This window comes from Bdellovibrio bacteriovorus HD100, assembly GCF_000196175.1.
Lineage (GTDB): Bacteria > Bdellovibrionota > Bdellovibrionia > Bdellovibrionales > Bdellovibrionaceae > Bdellovibrio > Bdellovibrio bacteriovorus.
This window is the reverse complement of the sequence record NC_005363.1, coordinates 644474-660422: the sequence shown is the minus strand read 5'-3', so window position 1 is coordinate 660422 and position 15949 is coordinate 644474. Positions and strand designations below refer to the sequence as shown.

General features: G+C 51.3%; 12 protein-coding genes. 8 read left to right on the top strand and 4 right to left on the bottom strand.

Features of this window, described 5'->3' with window-relative positions; translation table 11 throughout:
* Positions 1-114: 114 nt before the first annotated feature.
* The 4 genes from BD_RS03230 to BD_RS03215 form a co-directional block, all read right to left on the bottom strand.
* Positions 115-4050, bottom strand: coding sequence for a tail fiber domain-containing protein (locus BD_RS03230; RefSeq protein ID WP_157865642.1), 3936 nt, complete (start codon positions 4048-4050; stop codon positions 115-117).
* Between the two features lie 203 nt (positions 4051-4253).
* On the bottom strand, positions 4254-5819 hold the full coding sequence (locus BD_RS03225; RefSeq protein ID WP_231839269.1) for a hypothetical protein: 1566 nt from the start codon (positions 5817-5819) through the stop codon (positions 4254-4256).
* Between the two features lie 166 nt (positions 5820-5985).
* Positions 5986-7155 (bottom strand): EF-P lysine aminoacylase EpmA, encoded by a 1170-nt coding sequence (gene epmA / locus BD_RS03220; RefSeq protein WP_050792894.1) that lies wholly within the window; start codon positions 7153-7155, stop codon positions 5986-5988.
* 60 nt (positions 7156-7215) lie between these two features.
* Positions 7216-7455 (bottom strand): hypothetical protein, encoded by a 240-nt coding sequence (locus BD_RS03215; RefSeq protein WP_041583456.1) that lies wholly within the window; start codon positions 7453-7455, stop codon positions 7216-7218.
* 218 nt (positions 7456-7673) lie between these two features.
* Here BD_RS03215 and BD_RS03210 point away from each other — a divergent pair, with 218 nt between their 5' ends.
* The 8 genes from BD_RS03210 to BD_RS03170 all read left to right on the top strand — a co-directional run bounded on the left by BD_RS03210 (position 7674) and on the right by BD_RS03170 (position 15880).
* The gene (locus BD_RS03210; RefSeq protein ID WP_011163261.1) at positions 7674-9095 is read left to right on the top strand and encodes a TldD/PmbA family protein; all 1422 of its coding nucleotides are present in this window, start codon (positions 7674-7676) and stop codon (positions 9093-9095) included.
* Positions 9088-10428, top strand: coding sequence for a TldD/PmbA family protein (locus BD_RS03205; protein ID WP_173362278.1), 1341 nt, complete (start codon positions 9088-9090; stop codon positions 10426-10428). The genes BD_RS03210 and BD_RS03205 overlap by 8 nt, the downstream gene beginning before the upstream one ends.
* An 8-nt stretch (positions 10429-10436) precedes the next feature.
* Positions 10437-10760 carry a DUF4286 family protein gene (locus BD_RS03200; RefSeq protein WP_011163259.1) on the top strand — a complete coding sequence of 108 codons (324 nt, stop codon included), beginning with the start codon at positions 10437-10439 and terminating at the stop codon, positions 10758-10760.
* A 64-nt stretch (positions 10761-10824) separates the two neighbouring features.
* Complete coding sequence (locus BD_RS03195) at positions 10825-11298, top strand: actin-binding protein (protein ID WP_226987992.1); 474 nt, start codon at positions 10825-10827, stop codon at positions 11296-11298.
* Between the two features lie 260 nt (positions 11299-11558).
* Positions 11559-11891 (top strand): hypothetical protein, encoded by a 333-nt coding sequence (locus BD_RS03185; RefSeq protein WP_011163257.1) that lies wholly within the window; start codon positions 11559-11561, stop codon positions 11889-11891.
* Between the two features lie 173 nt (positions 11892-12064).
* Positions 12065-13819 carry a hypothetical protein gene (locus tag BD_RS03180; RefSeq protein ID WP_157865641.1) on the top strand — a complete coding sequence of 585 codons (1755 nt, stop codon included), beginning with the start codon at positions 12065-12067 and terminating at the stop codon, positions 13817-13819.
* 38 nt (positions 13820-13857) lie between these two features.
* Complete coding sequence (locus BD_RS03175) at positions 13858-14637, top strand: hypothetical protein (RefSeq protein ID WP_011163255.1); 780 nt, start codon at positions 13858-13860, stop codon at positions 14635-14637.
* Positions 14638-14695: 58 nt separating this feature from the next.
* A complete protein-coding gene (locus tag BD_RS03170) occupies positions 14696-15880 on the top strand; it encodes an MFS transporter (RefSeq protein WP_011163254.1) in 1185 nt (394 codons plus the stop codon).
* Positions 15881-15949 lie beyond the last annotated feature (69 nt).

Genomic DNA, 15949 nt, shown 5'->3' with positions numbered 1-15949 from the left:
CTTATCGGCAGTTCTGTCTCGGAACGAAAGGTCCAACGCTTGGTAATTACTCGCATTCCAAGTCATTTCGCATTTACTTTCTCAAATGTAAGTCTCTAAATGAGACCCTCAGCTCTATTTACAGATCCGGGCCTGAGGATCCTTCTCACACAGGTAGGCTTTGATTTCCTGATTTTCGTTCTTCAGGTTCTGGTTTTCCTTTTCAAGCTGATCCATACGGTCGCTGACGCCAAGGACTTTCAGATAAAGTTCCTGCAAAGCCTTCACAACCGGCGCAATCAGTTCTGAATAGTTCACACCATAATAGTCTGAATTGGTTTCGTGATGAATCAGTCCCACCGGCGCAGCGCTGGCAGTGCTGCGTTTGACTTGTGCTTCCAGCTCCTGGGCCATAAAACCCCAATGGGTTTTGGCTGCGGGATCGTTTTGATCAGACTTCCACTTATAGGACTTTGGCTGAAGGGCCATCACAAAATCCAGCCCTTGCGAAAGATCCTGAACTTCGGCCTTCAAACGCTGATCTGAAGTCTGAATGGTTCCGTTCACGGCATAGACGGCTTTCCAGCGATAAGTGGTGGTACCCAAATCAAAGGCGTTGTCCGTGCGAGGTCGCAGCAGACTACCCACCTGAACACCTCCCGTGAAATCTCCCTGATAATTCAAATGCAAAGTCGCCCCGGTGTCTTTCACCAGTGCACGGGAGCTGCCGGTATTGCCGCGATCCACTTGGTTATTTGTTCCCAATACAAAATCAAATCCCCCGTTGATCACCGTGGTTCCACGCAGGGAGCCTGTGACATCCAAGGGATAAGACGGTGATGTCGTTCCAATCCCGACATAGCCCGAGCTGGTAATTCGCATTTTCTCTGACATCGCCAAACCTGAACCTTTGTAAGCAAAACGCAGGCTGTCCTGTATATCGTCACCAAAATATATTGTGGCGTCGCCGTCGTTGATGGTGCCGCTGTCCTCGTCGCGGTCCCACACCGTGATCCCGGCAAAGTCATTTGCCGCACCGAGAACTGAAATCCCCATTCCGGAGTTGTCCGTCCCCCCCAGATAAGCATCCGCCACCGAGAGTCTGGTGATCGGCGAGACTGATCCAACCCCGACACTTCCTGTCGCCGTGACCGTCACGCGGGGAATATCACTGGTTACCAAATGCAATGGATGCGCACTGCCCGTCCCGACACCGAAGTTTGCCGCGGGATTGGTCGTGTAAGTACGAAGCATCACAGAATCCGCTTTGGGAATAGTGCCGCCCCCCCAGTTCCCAGTCACTCCCGTACCATAACTGATCAGCTGCGCTCCGTTGCCGTCAGACTCCAGATCCACAGCGGCCATGGCCAGATCCGCGGTGCTTGTATTTTTAATTAACAAGGCCGTGTCAGCGCCTTGATCCTTTTGCAGGTGCAATATTTTTGTTGGGGTCGTGACACCAATTCCCACATTCCCGTCGGAATTTACACGCATATGCGGAGTCGTGCTGCCGTTGGCAGCAAAGTCAATAGGTGCCACGGTGTTGGTAGTCAAAAGCAAACCATTTGTAGCGGAACTGTTTGAAGCTAAAACCAAACGGTCCTGATATTGCGCCGAAGTGTGATCATTCGGATATACGGACAGCTGCCCGCTAACCCCCGTTCCGACCAATTGCACGGTTGCCTGCGCCGAGGTGTTCCCGGCAGCCATGTTGTTTTCCACACGCAATTCGGTCGTGGCGTTCTGAGCTTTCAGAACATGCACCGTGCTTGCAGGACTGACAGTCCCTATCCCCACCGAGGAGTCGGACTTGAAAATAAACTGACCCGTACCACTCGTGGAAAAGTCTGCAAAGACCAAAGAACCAGCGCCCCCAGCACTGCCAGACCCCGTCGAAACCAAATTCCAGGTCTTGCCTCCAGCACTTGACGATGCCAATGCCAGACGCGAACCGCCGGTATCACTGGAGGTGAAGCGCCCCATGTTGATGGTGGAACCGCTCACATCCAAAACATGGACAGGAGTCATGCCGATCCCCACGTTTCCGGCTGAGCTCACCGTCATGCGAGTTGTACCATTGGTTTCAAATCCAAGGCTGTTGGCGTCGTTGGTACCCAAAACAGCCGTTGTTCCAAAGCTGTTGCCACCTTGTTTGAAATAAGAACTGTCGTATGCCCCCGCCGGAAGATCCGTGGAAGCCAAAGCTCTGAACGCAGGAGCCCCGCCCCCCCCTGCTGGTGCCGCAAAGAAAGTACCGGCCGACTGGGAACCAAAGTCCACTTTTGCTGCCGCAATCGTTCCGGTGATATTTGATTCCGTGATCGAAATCGACTGACAGGTGAAAGAATCCGTCAGCGAAGACCAAGTCAAAGTTTGCGCGGCCGTACAAGCGGTGGAAGGAAAGATGGTATTGGCCGGAGTCACCGTCGAACGAATGTCCGCCAGACTTAGGAAATTGGGAACATACCCGGTGCCATCATAGCGCAGGACTTGGCCTGCGGCAGTCGGCGCCGTCGCAGAAATAGTTTTGCCACGTAACTTTACGACATCCGGATTGGGATAAGTTCCCCCCAGATCGCCCCCCGCAGTACCCGCCGGAGCCACTCCGGAAATAGTCACTTCAGACACCGAGGTCAGGCGCCCTTGAGCATCCACCGCCAACTGCGGAACTTTCGTCGCCGTTCCATAGGTCCCGGCGCCCACACCAGTGTTGGCCAGATTCAAAGTCACTCCCCCGGAGCTGCCACCACCAGAAAGCCCGGTGCCCGCGGTGACACTAGTGATAGTGCCACCCGCGCCCGTGGCACTGATTGTGATGCCGCCAGGACTATTGGCAATCGTCACACCCGAACCCGCCACCAAATTCGCCACCTGCGGAGCGTCTCCGGTTTTACCGATCAAAAGCTGACCGTCAGTCATCACCGGAGCTTCCACAATTTTACCCGCACTGGAAATCATGATGCGGTTGTCGTTCAAAGCCGTGCTGCTGTTCGTGCCCCCTTGGGCCACAGGCAGGGTCGCGGTCAGACCGCTGGCTTTGCCACTTATGTCGCCGGAAATTTTTGCCCCGGCAATCGTGCCTGTGATCTGGGCCTCGGTGATGGAAATGTTATAGCAATCAAACTTATTTGCCGGTGTTACAAACACCAACGACTGCCCCGCCGTACAGGACGCAGGGAACATTGTCGCATCAACTTTATTGCTCAAAGCCGCGCTCAAGCCGGAAACATCGCCTGTCCCCAAAGTCGAAGGCACCCAGGTGTTGGCGCCATCCAGCTTCAAAACCTGACCCATCGTCGGCGCTGTCGCACTGACATCCAGCCCGCGGATTTTTTCTGCATTTAAAAAACGTACATCATTACCAGCCGCCACAGTGCCTGCAGCTGTGCCCACGTTCAGGGAAATCACAGGGATGCTGGCGGTCCCGCCCTTGACCAGTGGCGCACTGACGTTCACATCAGAAACCATCCCGGCCCCACCCGCATCGTTCTGACAGACAAAAGCTGTTCCGTTAAAGGTCAGATACTGACCGGCGGCACAGGTACTGACAGCGGACTTCAGGACAAAATCAATATCACTTTTATCGCCCAGTTTGGCGGCTGAATATGCATAGTTCGCAAAAGGAACTGAGCGAATGGTGTTATTCGGTGTGATGGCCTTCCAGCCAACACCATCATGGAATTGCACGCGCAAGATACGCACCTCATCCAGGGATGGAGTGTACTTGGCTCCGCCATCACAATCATGTTCAATGGAGTTATTAAAAACATCGCGCAGACTGTAACCGGGAGTGCTTGGGTACAGCTTGGTGCCTTCGCCGATCGGAATGTCGAAGACCCCTTTGGATCCCTGCATATTGACGGCATTTCGCTGTTCACGATAGAAAATGCAAGAACCACTGACGTTGGTAAGTTCAAAAGCGAAACTGACATTGTTGTATTCCAGCGCCGTTCCGTCAGTTTTAAGAATACGTCCCTGATAGTTCAATGTCGTTGGCGAAGCCACGGCCTTCAGCCCAAATAAGAACAACCACAGAAACATTCCGTTACGTACCATCTTGCGTATTTTCATAGGGTACTTTTCGGCATTATCTTCGCAAGGCCTTAACCGAGTTACGTGACGGTAATTCAAGTTTTCCAACAGGTGTTCCACCAACTCACTTAAACTGCCCACCAGTGCTTCAAAGTGAAGCACTTCAAGACTTATGTATGGAATAAAAAAAGCCCCCGACATTTCTGCGGGGGCTTTTAGGAAGTTTCCTTCTATTGTGCAGATTACTGTTTTACCAGCTTCAAAGTCATGCTGCGCTCTTCATCCGAGTTTTTGGAGAAGTGTTCGTTAGTCGCACACTCTGCCGGATTTGAAAGATCAGCTACAAAGTTATTCTCAACTGTCACAGACGCTGTTGTCGCACTGATTTGGGTCATGGTCATCTTGTCGATGTAAGTACCACCGCAAGTGATCGTGCCGGTGCGGTCTGCATTCGGGAAAGTGGAATTGAAGTGATGATTTTCCATCACAGTGCCCACGTTGCCGATGATGAACAATTCACCCAGCATGAACTGGTCCTGGGCTTTTTCCATCTGGAACAAAACCTTGCCGGAACCCGTGTCACGGCATCCGTCGAAGGACGTGTCAGAACAAGTGCCTGTAGCGAAAACACCGGCCTGATTGCCGTTGCCATTGTTGTAGTCTTTATCCGAAGACAGTTCGTTGTTGTTTTCCCAGAAGACTCTGTAGCGTTTTTTGCAAGTTGCAGCACCCCAGTCGAAGTCTGGATTGTCGCCGCCGTTGCTCAATGCGCCCATCACACAATAAAGTTTGCAGGCGTCTTCGCTCATGCCCCAGCCACCGCCAGAGAAGTCAACTTCGCTGCAAAGTGTGGTACCGGAAACGATCGCACCGCCGCCCGTTTTTGTGGTTTTACCGCAAACTGCAGTCATGGTGTTGGTATGATCAGGATGCATTCGGGCCTTGGCCTTTGTCGTCAGTGTGCCAAGTTTCGTGGTGTCACTGATATCCATGGACACACCGCCGGTCATTGCACCAGCCCAGCCGCCTGTCGCTGTCCAGCCGCCATCAAGAGTGATGCCCTCTTTATCACCGCACGCCGTGCGAGCCGCGGCATCTTTCCAAACAGAAAGACCCGTTTTAGTGGCACCTGCTTTGGTCGCCTGCAACTGCTTCAGATAAACCGATGTTGGAATGTCTTCGGCGCTCTGGGCCCCGTTACAGCTTGTCACTGGAATACCGTTTTGATTCAAAGATGTTTCACAAGCACCGGTGATGCTCCAGGTCCCCGTAGGATCGGCCCAAACAACGGACGGAGCCACTGAAGAGTTCTGCGTGATATTTGCCACCGGCACAGACACCTTGGCATCTGAGATGGACAAATCCGTCGGAAGTTGAATGGTCGTCGCACCTTGATTGACGGCAAGGCCGGAACCACCGGTCGCACCCGTCATCCCGGCTTCTTCCGCAGTGAACTCGAAGTCAGCAACACGCTTGCCTGATTTAACAATCATACAGCCAATCGGCTGACCCGCACCGCCCGTGATGGACAAAGAGAAAGTTCCATCATCAGAAAGAGCACTGTGCCCCGCAGTAAAAGGTTCCACCATCATCGCGCAGATCACGGTGTAATCCGAAGCCGCAAAGGTCGTCAGATCACCGGCTTTTGCCATCGGCTTTTGCATAGACTGCAAGCTGACGCCTGAAAAACCACCGCTGATCACCAATGCAGAGTCTTCCGAAGGACTGCTAGATCCCCCGCCACTGCAAGCTGAAATTAAAAGTGCTGTCCCTGTCACTGCCGTCACCATTCCGGCGACCATTTTCACTCGAGAATTTTTGGAAAACATTCTCTGTCCTTTCCTTCGTATTGAGTTTTCTGTTGGAAGTTAATCCACATTAATCGCTCTGAAAGACTGACAAAGAACAGTAAAGATGGGCAGTCCTTTGGGGTCCGAACTAGACTGAGCTTAATTAGAAATAATAAAACTGAACTTAATTCTGTTGAGGAAACAAACGAAGGTCCGAGATATTTTGCAGCCCCAGCAAGGCCATAAACAAACGTTCGACGCCCAAGGCGATGCCACCACTAGGTGGAAGTCCAGCCTCCAGGCACTGGAAGAACTCATCATCCAGACTGACGGGCTCCTTGTGCATTTCAGATTTCTTCTGCAGGTCTTCCTGGGAACGCAGACGCTGCACCGTGGGGTCGTTCAGCTCATGGAAGGCATTGCAAAGCTCCATGCCTTTCCAATAAGCCTCAAAGCGGTCGCCCCAGCCATCCGATGTCAAACGCGCCAGAGCGGCTTGATACGGAGGGTACTTTTCGACAAACACCAGCTCATCGGCAGGCAGTTGGCTTTCAATTTTATCCATGAAGATCAGAAAGAAATAGTCATCAATGCTTTCAGCGCTGCGAACATCGACACCGATTTTTTCCGCCAGCGTTTTCAGCTCCTCTTTGGACGTGTCCGGCTTCAATTCAAAACCACAGTGAATTTTGAAAAGCTCGGCCACGGAATATGAAGTCACCTTCACTGGGCCTGCGACTTTCATCGCTTGCGCCAGATGGCTGACCAGTTTGACGGTGTCTTCTTTAATCAACTTTAAAGAGGCATACGCACGATACCACTCCAGCATCAAAAATTCAGGCTGATGTCTTTCAGTAACTTCGCCGTTACGGAAACACGGAGCCAGCTCAAAGATTTTTTCTGCCCCCAATGCCAAAGCCTTTTTCAAATGCAGTTCAGGGCTTGTGGGTAAAAACAATTTCTGCTGGCGCGAACCGATCTTCAAGTTCGTGGAAAAAACATCCAGACTGGGCTCCGTCCCCGGACAGACCACCAGCGACGGCGTCTTCAATTCCACAAAGCCTTTAGAAACAAAGAATTCACGTAAAGATTGCAGATAGGTGCCCCAATTTTGAGTCAATTCCTTGTTATAGGAACGATTCGGCAGGGATTGCTTTTGCGGCGCCAGCAGCACCACTTCAGAGGCCGAGACAACGGCAACGATGTCACCCTCAATCAAAAATTCAGAGTGCTTCGGGGCTTTTTCAAAATGGATTTTGTGAGTTTCGGAATCGCGGTGCAGGACCAGCTTTAAAGCGTCGCCTTCGCGTTCGATCTGATAAATACGCCCGGCCGCCTGAGCATTTTCAGGCATTGCGGGATAGGGCTTCCAAATCTGGGTTAAAAAGTCATTTCGGCTCAAAGCCCTGCCACTTTAATGGCAAAGGCCCTGATCACGCAAGGAATCAAGCTGGGACAGGATGGAATCCATGTCATTCGCACCGTAAACAACATCTTCGTTCACCACGATACGGTGCTTCACCCAAGAGCCCTCGAAGATACCTTCGGAAGTCATCTTGCAGCTTGGAGTCGCCAGAGTCGAAGCATTCGCCGGACCCAAGTAAGTCACCATCACCATGAAACCTGTTGCTAGAAGTGCCAGAAGAACTCTCATATCCATCCCCTTTATGTGCTGGTTCCTTATGACACCAGCAACCTCCCTGAGAATGTATAAAGCAAAGCCCTTGCCAACCCATTCTGGCACTCCCTCCCCACCCTCGCCCCGTCGGGTATCGGTCGATAAGACTTTTCACAAACGGCCCTTCGAGGTTGTCTTTTGGGGCATGATTGGTTATTGGAAGTGCTTAATTCTACTCGGAAAAGAGGTCTTTAATGGATTTGCAAAGAACCCTCCACACACTCAAAGGATCCGCTGACTGGGTCAGTTTGCGTCACGTGACTGAAAAAACCACCTACCGCATGGTTCGCGATGAAAAGCCGGACCGTAACGTGATCAGTTTCGATCAAGGGGTCATGGTCGAGGTTTTGGTCGAGGGCCATTTTGGCTTTTCCGGCACCAGTGACCTGAGCAGTGCGGGGATCAAACGCGCTTTGGACAAAGCCATTCTGATGGCCAAGGCGGCCAGCTCGCACAAAGTTCACAACTTCTCTGTGGACCAGCGCCCGATTGCAAAAGGAACTTACAAATCCCCGGTGGTAAAACCTCTGGATTCTTTCTCAGCCAAAGAGATCTCGGACATTTTCGTGGACGCAACTCGCGCCATGAAAGTTTCCGATAAAATCGTCAGCCGTTCAGCCACAGCGATGATCGTGGAAACTCACTTCCATACGGTGACATCTTCTGGTTCCGATTTCGAACAAAGCTTCTCGATCGTGAACACGGACTTCTCGGCAACAGCTGCTGCCGGCGGTGAAACCCAGACCCGTTCTGACAGCGGCGGCTTGGCCCGCTGTCTTCAGGTGGGTGCCGAGGTCTTTGACCGCGCTTCCATCCTGGAGCGTTCCAAAAAACTGGCGGAAGAAGCGGTTGAGCTGCTTTCTGCCGACAACTGCCCGGACACTTCCATGGATTTGTTGCTGGCCCCGGACCAGATGACTTTGCAAGTGCATGAATCCATCGGTCACCCGCTGGAATATGACAGAATTTTAGGTGATGAAAGAAACTATGCCGGCTGGAGCTTCGTAAAACCTGAAGACTTCGGACACCTGCAATACGGCTCCAAACTGATGAACGTGACTTTCGATCCGACCATCGAAGATGCCTTGGCGTCTTACGCGTTTGATGATTCCGGTCATCCCGCGACCAAAGAATTCCTGATTCACAACGGGTTGTTGGTGCGCGGTCTGGGCGGACTCGAATCACAAAGCCGTCTGAACCTGCCGGGTGTGGCGAATTCCAGATCCTCATCCTGGAATCGTGCGCCGATTGATCGCATGGCGAACATCAACCTGGAGCCGGGCACTTCCAAACTGGAAGACATGATCGCCTCTGTCGAGCGTGGCGTGTTCATGCTGGCGAACAAGTCCTGGTCGATTGATGACTATCGCAACAAATTCCAGTTCGGCTGCGAATACGGGAAGCTGATTGAAAACGGCAAACTGACCAAGACTGTGAAAAATCCAAACTATCGCGGCACCACCGTGAAGTTCTGGAACAACCTGAAGGCCGTCAGCGAAAATCGCGAGACCTTTGGCTCCCCTTACTGCGGTAAAGGTGAACCAAATCAGGTGATCCGTGTGGGCCACACCACACCGTACTGTCTATTTGCTGATGTCGAGGTGTTCGGTGCTTAATTTTACAGAGAAAACAAAACAGTCCTTCAACATCGTTGCCGATCACCTCTTGGCACTTCTGAAAAAAGATGAGGCTGCCAACGTGAATCTGCACGCAGAAGAATCCCTGTTCGTGCGTTTCAACGCCAACAAAGTCCGTCAGAACACGCACGTTGAACAGCGCTCTCTGACTTTGACCCTGCAAAAAGACGGCAAGACCGCGAATATCAACTTCTCGATCACGGGCGAAATCGATGAAGACAAACAGCGTGTCGAGTTCTGGCTGGATCAAGCCCGCCAGGAATGCGCCCTGCTGCCGGAAGATCCGTACCAGGTGGCCATCGTCAACAACGGCACCAGCGACAGCACGTTTAAAGGCTCTTTGTTGAAAGACGAAGAGGTGATCAAGGCCATCACCACTCCGGCAACGGGTGCTGACTTCGCCGGTCTTTACTGTGCGGGTCCGATCATTTCTGCGAACAAAAACTCGGCCGGTCAAAGCCACTGGTTTGCGACGGAAAACTTCTTCGTGGACTATTCCCTGTACATGGGTGAAAAAGCCGTGAAGTCGATCTATGCCGGGACTCACTGGGACCAAAAAGAGTTTGAGGCGAATATTGCCCAAAGTAAAAATCAGCTGAGTCTGATGGACCGCCCGAAGAAAGTCCTGCAGCCAGGTGCTTACCGCACTTATCTGGCTCCGGGCGCCGTGGCGGAGTTGGCTTCGATGTTCTCTTGGGGGGCGTTGAGTTTTAACGCCTACAAACAAGGGGGCAGCGCTTTGATGAAACTGGCGGACAAGGAAAAGTCCCTGTCTCCGCTTTTCAGTGTGCGTGAAAACTATGCCATGGGTCTGACCCATCGTTATAACTCGTTGGGGGAACTGGCTCCGGAAACGCTGAAGCTGATCTCCAACGGCCAGTTGGACAGCTATGTGATCAGCAGCCGTTCAGCCAAGGAATACGGTGTGGAAGGCAACGCCGGGGATTCCCACGAAGGTCCTCGTGCGATGGAGATCCTGCCTGGGTCCTTGAAAAAAGACGACATTTTGAAAGAACTAGGCACCGGACTCTATTTGTCGAACTTGCATTACCTGAACTGGTCGGACCGTCTGAATGCGCGTATCACCGGGATGACCCGCTATGCTTGTTTCTGGGTTGAAAACGGTGAAATCGTGGCGCCGATCGCGGATCTGCGTTTTGACGAAAGCCTGTTTGACTGCCTGGGTGAAAACCTGCTGGCCGTGACGGACTTCCAAGAGGTGGACCCGATGGTTTCCACTTATGAAAGCCGCGCTTTAGGTGGCAAAAAAGTGCCGGGCATGCTAATCAAGGACTTTAAATTCACTCTTTAAGGAGCGTCATGGTTACCTATATCGTTCAACTGGCAGTTCGTTGGGAAACATACCCTGAGTACGTCGAATGGCTTAAAAACGAACACATCGCTGAAGTACTTGCTCTACCCGGCTTTATCAAAGCGGAGCTTTGCTTGCGTAAAGGCGGCGCCATGGAGGCTTCCAGTAAAGATGTGAAGATCATTTACACCCTCAAGGATGAAGACGCGATCAAGACCTATATGTCTGAGTACGCGATGCAAATGCGCGAAAAGGGGCTGGAGAAGTTCTCTGGTCAGTTTTCTGCCCAACGCGAAGTATGGCTTGAAACTATTAATTTTACGTCAAAATAGCCCTAAGGGGCTATGAATTCCCCTCTTGCGGGTGTATGTTGGGAATGTAAACAAAGGAGACCTTGTGGCAACTGCAGCTTTCCAAAAAATTCTAGAAAATCTTTCTGGCAACAAAAACGTCCAAAACCTTCTTGAAAGCTTTCAGAAGCTGAGCGACGAGATCAAAAAGAAAGAGTCTGAGCTTAAAGGCCGTTTTGATCAGGAAAAAGAAGACAAGATCGAACTGGCTTGGAAGAAATATCAGGAGATCGTAAAAGTTCTGTCCACTTCCGAAGCTAAATTGGAAAAAGAAGTGAACAGCACTATTTCCAAAATCAAAAAGTCTGCGGACGATCTGGAAAAAAACATCCAGGCTTACAAAAAGAAAGCCATCGTTCAAAAGACCAAGCTAGAAAAGTCCTTGTTCAAAAAACAAACGACTAAAAAAGCTTCTTCCAAAAAAGCCGCTGCTAAACCAGCTGCAACAACAAAGAAAAAAGCGACAGTAAAAAAAGCTGCCGTTAAAAAAACGACCAAAAAAGTTTCCAAGAAGAAGTAATTCCTCTCGAAAAAACTTAAGTCACAAAAAAGGAAGGCCCCAAGCCTTCCTTTTTTTATTCCCAACCCCCAAAAGGTACCTGCTTACTTTTGCAGAAGCGGCGCTCCCAACGCGATGTTTATGCAAAAGTAAGCAGGTACCTTTTTTTTCCCGGTCCTTGATCTTGTGGCTTGGGGACCTTTTGTCTTGTTCCGCGATAAACTGTGGACACTTTGTGTTTGCCGCTGACAGCATGAATAGACATCCATGGAGGGACTACTATGAAACACCTGCTTCTTTCACTCACAGTTTTGTTGTCTGGCGCTGCGGCTCAGGCACAGGATCTTTTCTGCAAAATTTCTGTGAACAATGAAGTGATGGTCGACACGAAAGTGTCCACTGTTGTCGGTAAAAATGCTGCCATCGGCACTTATGACAACTATCAGATCAGCGTGCGCAACCAGAGCGCTGGCAAATTCTATATTGAAGTTTACGAAACCAACGTGTCCCGTTCATACGCTGACGGCGTTTTGCGCACGGAAGAGGACGAAATGAAATGGACCCTGTGGAGTCGTGAAATTCTGATGGAAGCTTCCTGCCGTCTGGCGATCTAGTTTTCATCCGCTAAACCCAAAACCTAAAACGGACCGAACCACCTTCGGTCCGTTTTTTTATTCCCTAAAAGGCCCCCCGGTGACGGTTTTGGGCCCTCAGACCCCGGCCTATGGGTTCCATATCAAATATAAGCTTTCCTCCGAATGGCGGGGGAATTGCTGTATTTCAGGGAATGGTTAAGAAGTTATTATTCTTTAGCTTATTCGTTCTTCAGATCCTGGTCGCCCCGGCCCTGGCCGACAGCTATGACTATGCCCGGATCTTTGATGTGGCTTTCAAAACCATGACCCAAAAGGACCTCTATAAGGCCCTGAACGAATCCATCGTTCAGCAGAAAAATCCCCTGACTCAAAGTCAGTTGGTGTTCTTGCTGAAGAAAAATCCTGAATACATCGCGATCCTTGAAGACACGACGGCAAAGTTGGCCAAAACCCAAAGTGAATCACCCGAGGCCTACGCCGCCTATTTAAAAGAAGTTAAAACCCAACTGAAGACCGTGGTGCAAACCCCGCGCTTTGCCGAACAACTGGCTAAATACGAAAGCCCGTCCCAGCCCCTGACAATGGATCTGCCGGGTGGGTCTCCGGGATTCCGTGGCATGCGTTTATTCATCAATCACCCGCATCTAAAAACCATCAACGGCAAAACCCGCACCTTACCGGGCGATGACCTGCGCAAAGTCGTCGTGGACTTCATCACTGGGGCCGAGCAGGAAATCTGGTACAATGTTTTTGATTTCGATCTGAAAGTGATCGCCGATGCTTTGAAAAACCAGCACACGAAAAAAGGTGTGAAGGTCACAGGAGGCATTGATGCCGGCACGATCAACACCCGTCCTGAAGTGAAAGCCATCTTTGATGATCTTGCCACTTTGGAAGGTGAAAGTTTTAAAACGGTCGCAGTAAAATCCGTGGGCCTGAATCATCAGAAGATCATTCTGCGGGACCCGTTTGGCCCAAAGGCGGCGGTGCTGTTTCTGTCCGGCAACTTCACGCAAAGCTGCATCGGTCCTGAAGGGGATCTGGTGAATCTGCCACCGGAAAAACGCAATGAATTTTCCATCCCCAACGCCAATCATGCTTTGATGATTCTGGGCACTTTGCCAGCGCAAGCCACCAAGGCCGAGCTTAAGAAAACCCTGGAATACAAAATCCGTGGCCAAAGCCAGTACCCGATCAGTGGCAGTTACAAAATCATGGGTGAAAAGAAAGGCCCGAATGAGGAAGCCTCTTACATCGTCCTGTCATTCTCGCCCAACGGCGGGGAAGGTGATGTGAACAAAAGCATCTTCGTGCCTTTGATTCAAAACTCCAAAGGCCCGATCGAGGCGGTGCATTTTGCGTTTTCTTCCAAGCAAATTCAAAGCGCGCTGATTGAACGTGCGGCCCGTGACATGAGTGAAAAAGGTCAGTTTGATTTCCGCTCTGTCGGTGACACCCCGTTTGCCATGCGTGAATGGAGTGCGTTCCTGTTGTTGTCAGGTTTGAAGAAAGATCTGCCTTCCGGCAAATATCTGACCGATGGAGAAGCTCCGATTCTGCAGGCCCTGGGTGCTGCGGGTGTGACGGACCTTCAGAACAAGATCCGTACAGCGCCTGCGATTTACGGAGAACGCCACTTCCGCCTGGAAGATGGCACGGCGGTGAAGACCACGTCCAAAATTCACCACAAGGTGTTTATCTTCCCAGAGGATTCGACGGCTGTTTTGGGAACATCCTTTAATCCGAGTGAAAACGCCGAAAACAACAACGAACAGATCGTGATCGTGAAAGATGCCGCGATTGTGGAACAAGCCCGAGGTCTGTTCGGATATCTGTACCAACAGTCAGCCCGGTCCGTGACCCAGGAAGCAAATAAACGCAATTTGAAGGCACTGCCTTCCCCGGACGAGACTGTGGGCGATGAATCCCTGGAAAGAGATCAATAAGGCTGACAGATTCCACCGCTTCTGCTAGCTTTCTGTTCATGAAGTTTCTGCGCAGCACATTGAAGTATCTGATGTTTTTCACGTTGGGGATCGTGACCTGCGCTTTCGTCGGATTGGCTGTCATCACTTACTACACGGTCGACTATCTGATTCAAAATCCTGCGACCACCACCTCTGTTCAGAAGAAACCTTACCCCGTGGCCAAAGCCACTTTGACTCCGGATTTGAAAACCGCTGATCAGGCTCCGGCGCAAGAGCTGATTCCGGCATCCTCCAAAGAAAATTTCCGCAAAGCCTTCGACACTTCCCGGTCCTTTGTGATGATGAGTGCTGAAATCGGTGATCTGGTACGCAAGCTTGAAAAAGCCAATATGCCACCCCTGTGCCCGTCTTTGTGTGATGCCAGCCACATGGACCGCGAACAATTGAAAGAAAATAAAGTCGCTTATCTGGAAAAATATTATCAGCAACAAGGCACCCGTGCGCTGCAAGATCCCGAGTTCCGCCTGATCACCGATGACATCAGCCGCATTCACCGTCTGATGGTTCCAGCGCATAAGATCATGAGCAAGATTGATCGCCTGAAAGAACGGCAGCAGAATCCGGACGGCGTCAGCACCACCGACAAACTAGTCATCACCGCTGAAATTCAAGGCGCCGTACTGAGTGACTTCTATGGATTTGTTCACGACGTAGAAGCATTGAAATCCGAAGACAAGAAAATGAAGTTGATTCGTGATCTGCGTAAATCCTGCCACAAAGGCAAACCCGTAAAACAGATTATTTCAGAGTGCGACTCAGTAGTGTCGCAGCAATAGTTCACATTCGCATCTATTGATTGAATATCACATTCAAATGAACTACCTATAGGATCCTATGGGAAAAGGCCTCTCTCGCACTCAAGTTTTCTTCATGACCCTGACCTGCATTCTGGTTGTGGGCAATATGTACTACAACCAACCGCTGCTAGGGATTCTGGCGCGTGAATTTGGTGTGACGGAAAGCAAGGTGTCTTTGGTCCCTGCCTTCACATTGATCGGCTATGCGTTGGGGATTCTGTTCCTGGTTCCACTGGGTGACATGATCGAACGCCGCAAGCTGATTCAAGGTTCCATGACCATGGCGGGGCTTTTGGCCATCGCACTTCCGTTCAGTCCTACACTGGGCGTGTTCTGTGCGATCAGCTGCGTGATGGGTTTCTTCAACATCTCCCAGTCCGTGCTGATCCCTTTTGCCGCCAACCTGGCCAAACCTGAAGAGCGCGGTAAAGTCGTGGGCATTGTCCTGTCGGGAATTCTGATTGGTTCATTGATGGCACGAACCCTGGCTGGCTTTATCGCGCAGTACTTCGGCTGGAAGACGGTGTTCATTTTTGCCGGCGCGGTCAGCCTGATTCTTTCCATCGTGTCGCAGTTCGTGCTGCCGATGTCCGAGCCAAACTTCAAAGGGACCTACAAAGCGTTGCTGCTTTCCACGGCCAAGCTTTTCCGCGAACTTCCCACCATGCGTGAAGCGGCTTTGATGGGCGCAATCTTGTTTGGAACGTTCTCGGCCTTCTGGACGACGCTGACCTTCCTGCTGGAGGCCGCTCCGTTCAACTATGATCCGAAAACCATCGGTCTGTTTGGGGCCTTGGGAATGATTGGTGCTTTGGCGGCTCCTTTGGCCGGGCGTTATGCCGACAAAAAAGGCGCTGCGGCGACCATCCGTATGGGTCTTTACTGCTCCATGGGGGCCTTTGCCCTGCTGGCGCTTTCCTCCACCTTCGTAGCAGGAATCATCCTGGGTGTTTTGGTGCTGGATCTGGGCATTCAGGTGGCCCATATCTCCAATCAGTCCCGCGTGTTTAGCCATCCACCCGAGTACCACTCCCGCCTGAACACGATATACATCTTTGCCTACTTTACCGGAGGAAGTCTCGGGTCTTACGTGGGTTCGACTCTTTGGAGTTGGGGCCAATGGCCTGCCGTCAGCCTGGGTGGGCTCGGCTTTTGCCTTATCGCGACCCTCATTTTCCGCCGGGGGCAGAAAAACCGAGCGGCTGCCGCCAAAATAGCCTAATCTATACCCATTTCGCCTCGCATTAGCTCAAGCGCTCTCGTTGCAGAACTTTCATCCATGAGGGTGGTT

Coding starts and splice junctions, on each gene's coding strand:
- BD_RS03200 (WP_011163259.1), top strand. CDS start 10,437: ATGGTTACCTATATCGTTCAACTGGCAGTTCGTTGGGAAACATACCCT.
- BD_RS03170 (WP_011163254.1), top strand. CDS start 14,696: ATGGGAAAAGGCCTCTCTCGCACTCAAGTTTTCTTCATGACCCTGACC.
- BD_RS03210 (WP_011163261.1), top strand. CDS start 7,674: ATGGATTTGCAAAGAACCCTCCACACACTCAAAGGATCCGCTGACTGG.
- BD_RS03185 (WP_011163257.1), top strand. CDS start 11,559: ATGAAACACCTGCTTCTTTCACTCACAGTTTTGTTGTCTGGCGCTGCG.
- epmA (WP_050792894.1), bottom strand. CDS start 7,155: ATGCCTGAAAATGCTCAGGCGGCCGGGCGTATTTATCAGATCGAACGC.
- BD_RS03230 (WP_157865642.1), bottom strand. CDS start 4,050: ATGAAAATACGCAAGATGGTACGTAACGGAATGTTTCTGTGGTTGTTC.
- BD_RS03215 (WP_041583456.1), bottom strand. CDS start 7,455: ATGAGAGTTCTTCTGGCACTTCTAGCAACAGGTTTCATGGTGATGGTG.
- BD_RS03180 (WP_157865641.1), top strand. CDS start 12,065: ATGGTTAAGAAGTTATTATTCTTTAGCTTATTCGTTCTTCAGATCCTG.
- BD_RS03175 (WP_011163255.1), top strand. CDS start 13,858: ATGAAGTTTCTGCGCAGCACATTGAAGTATCTGATGTTTTTCACGTTG.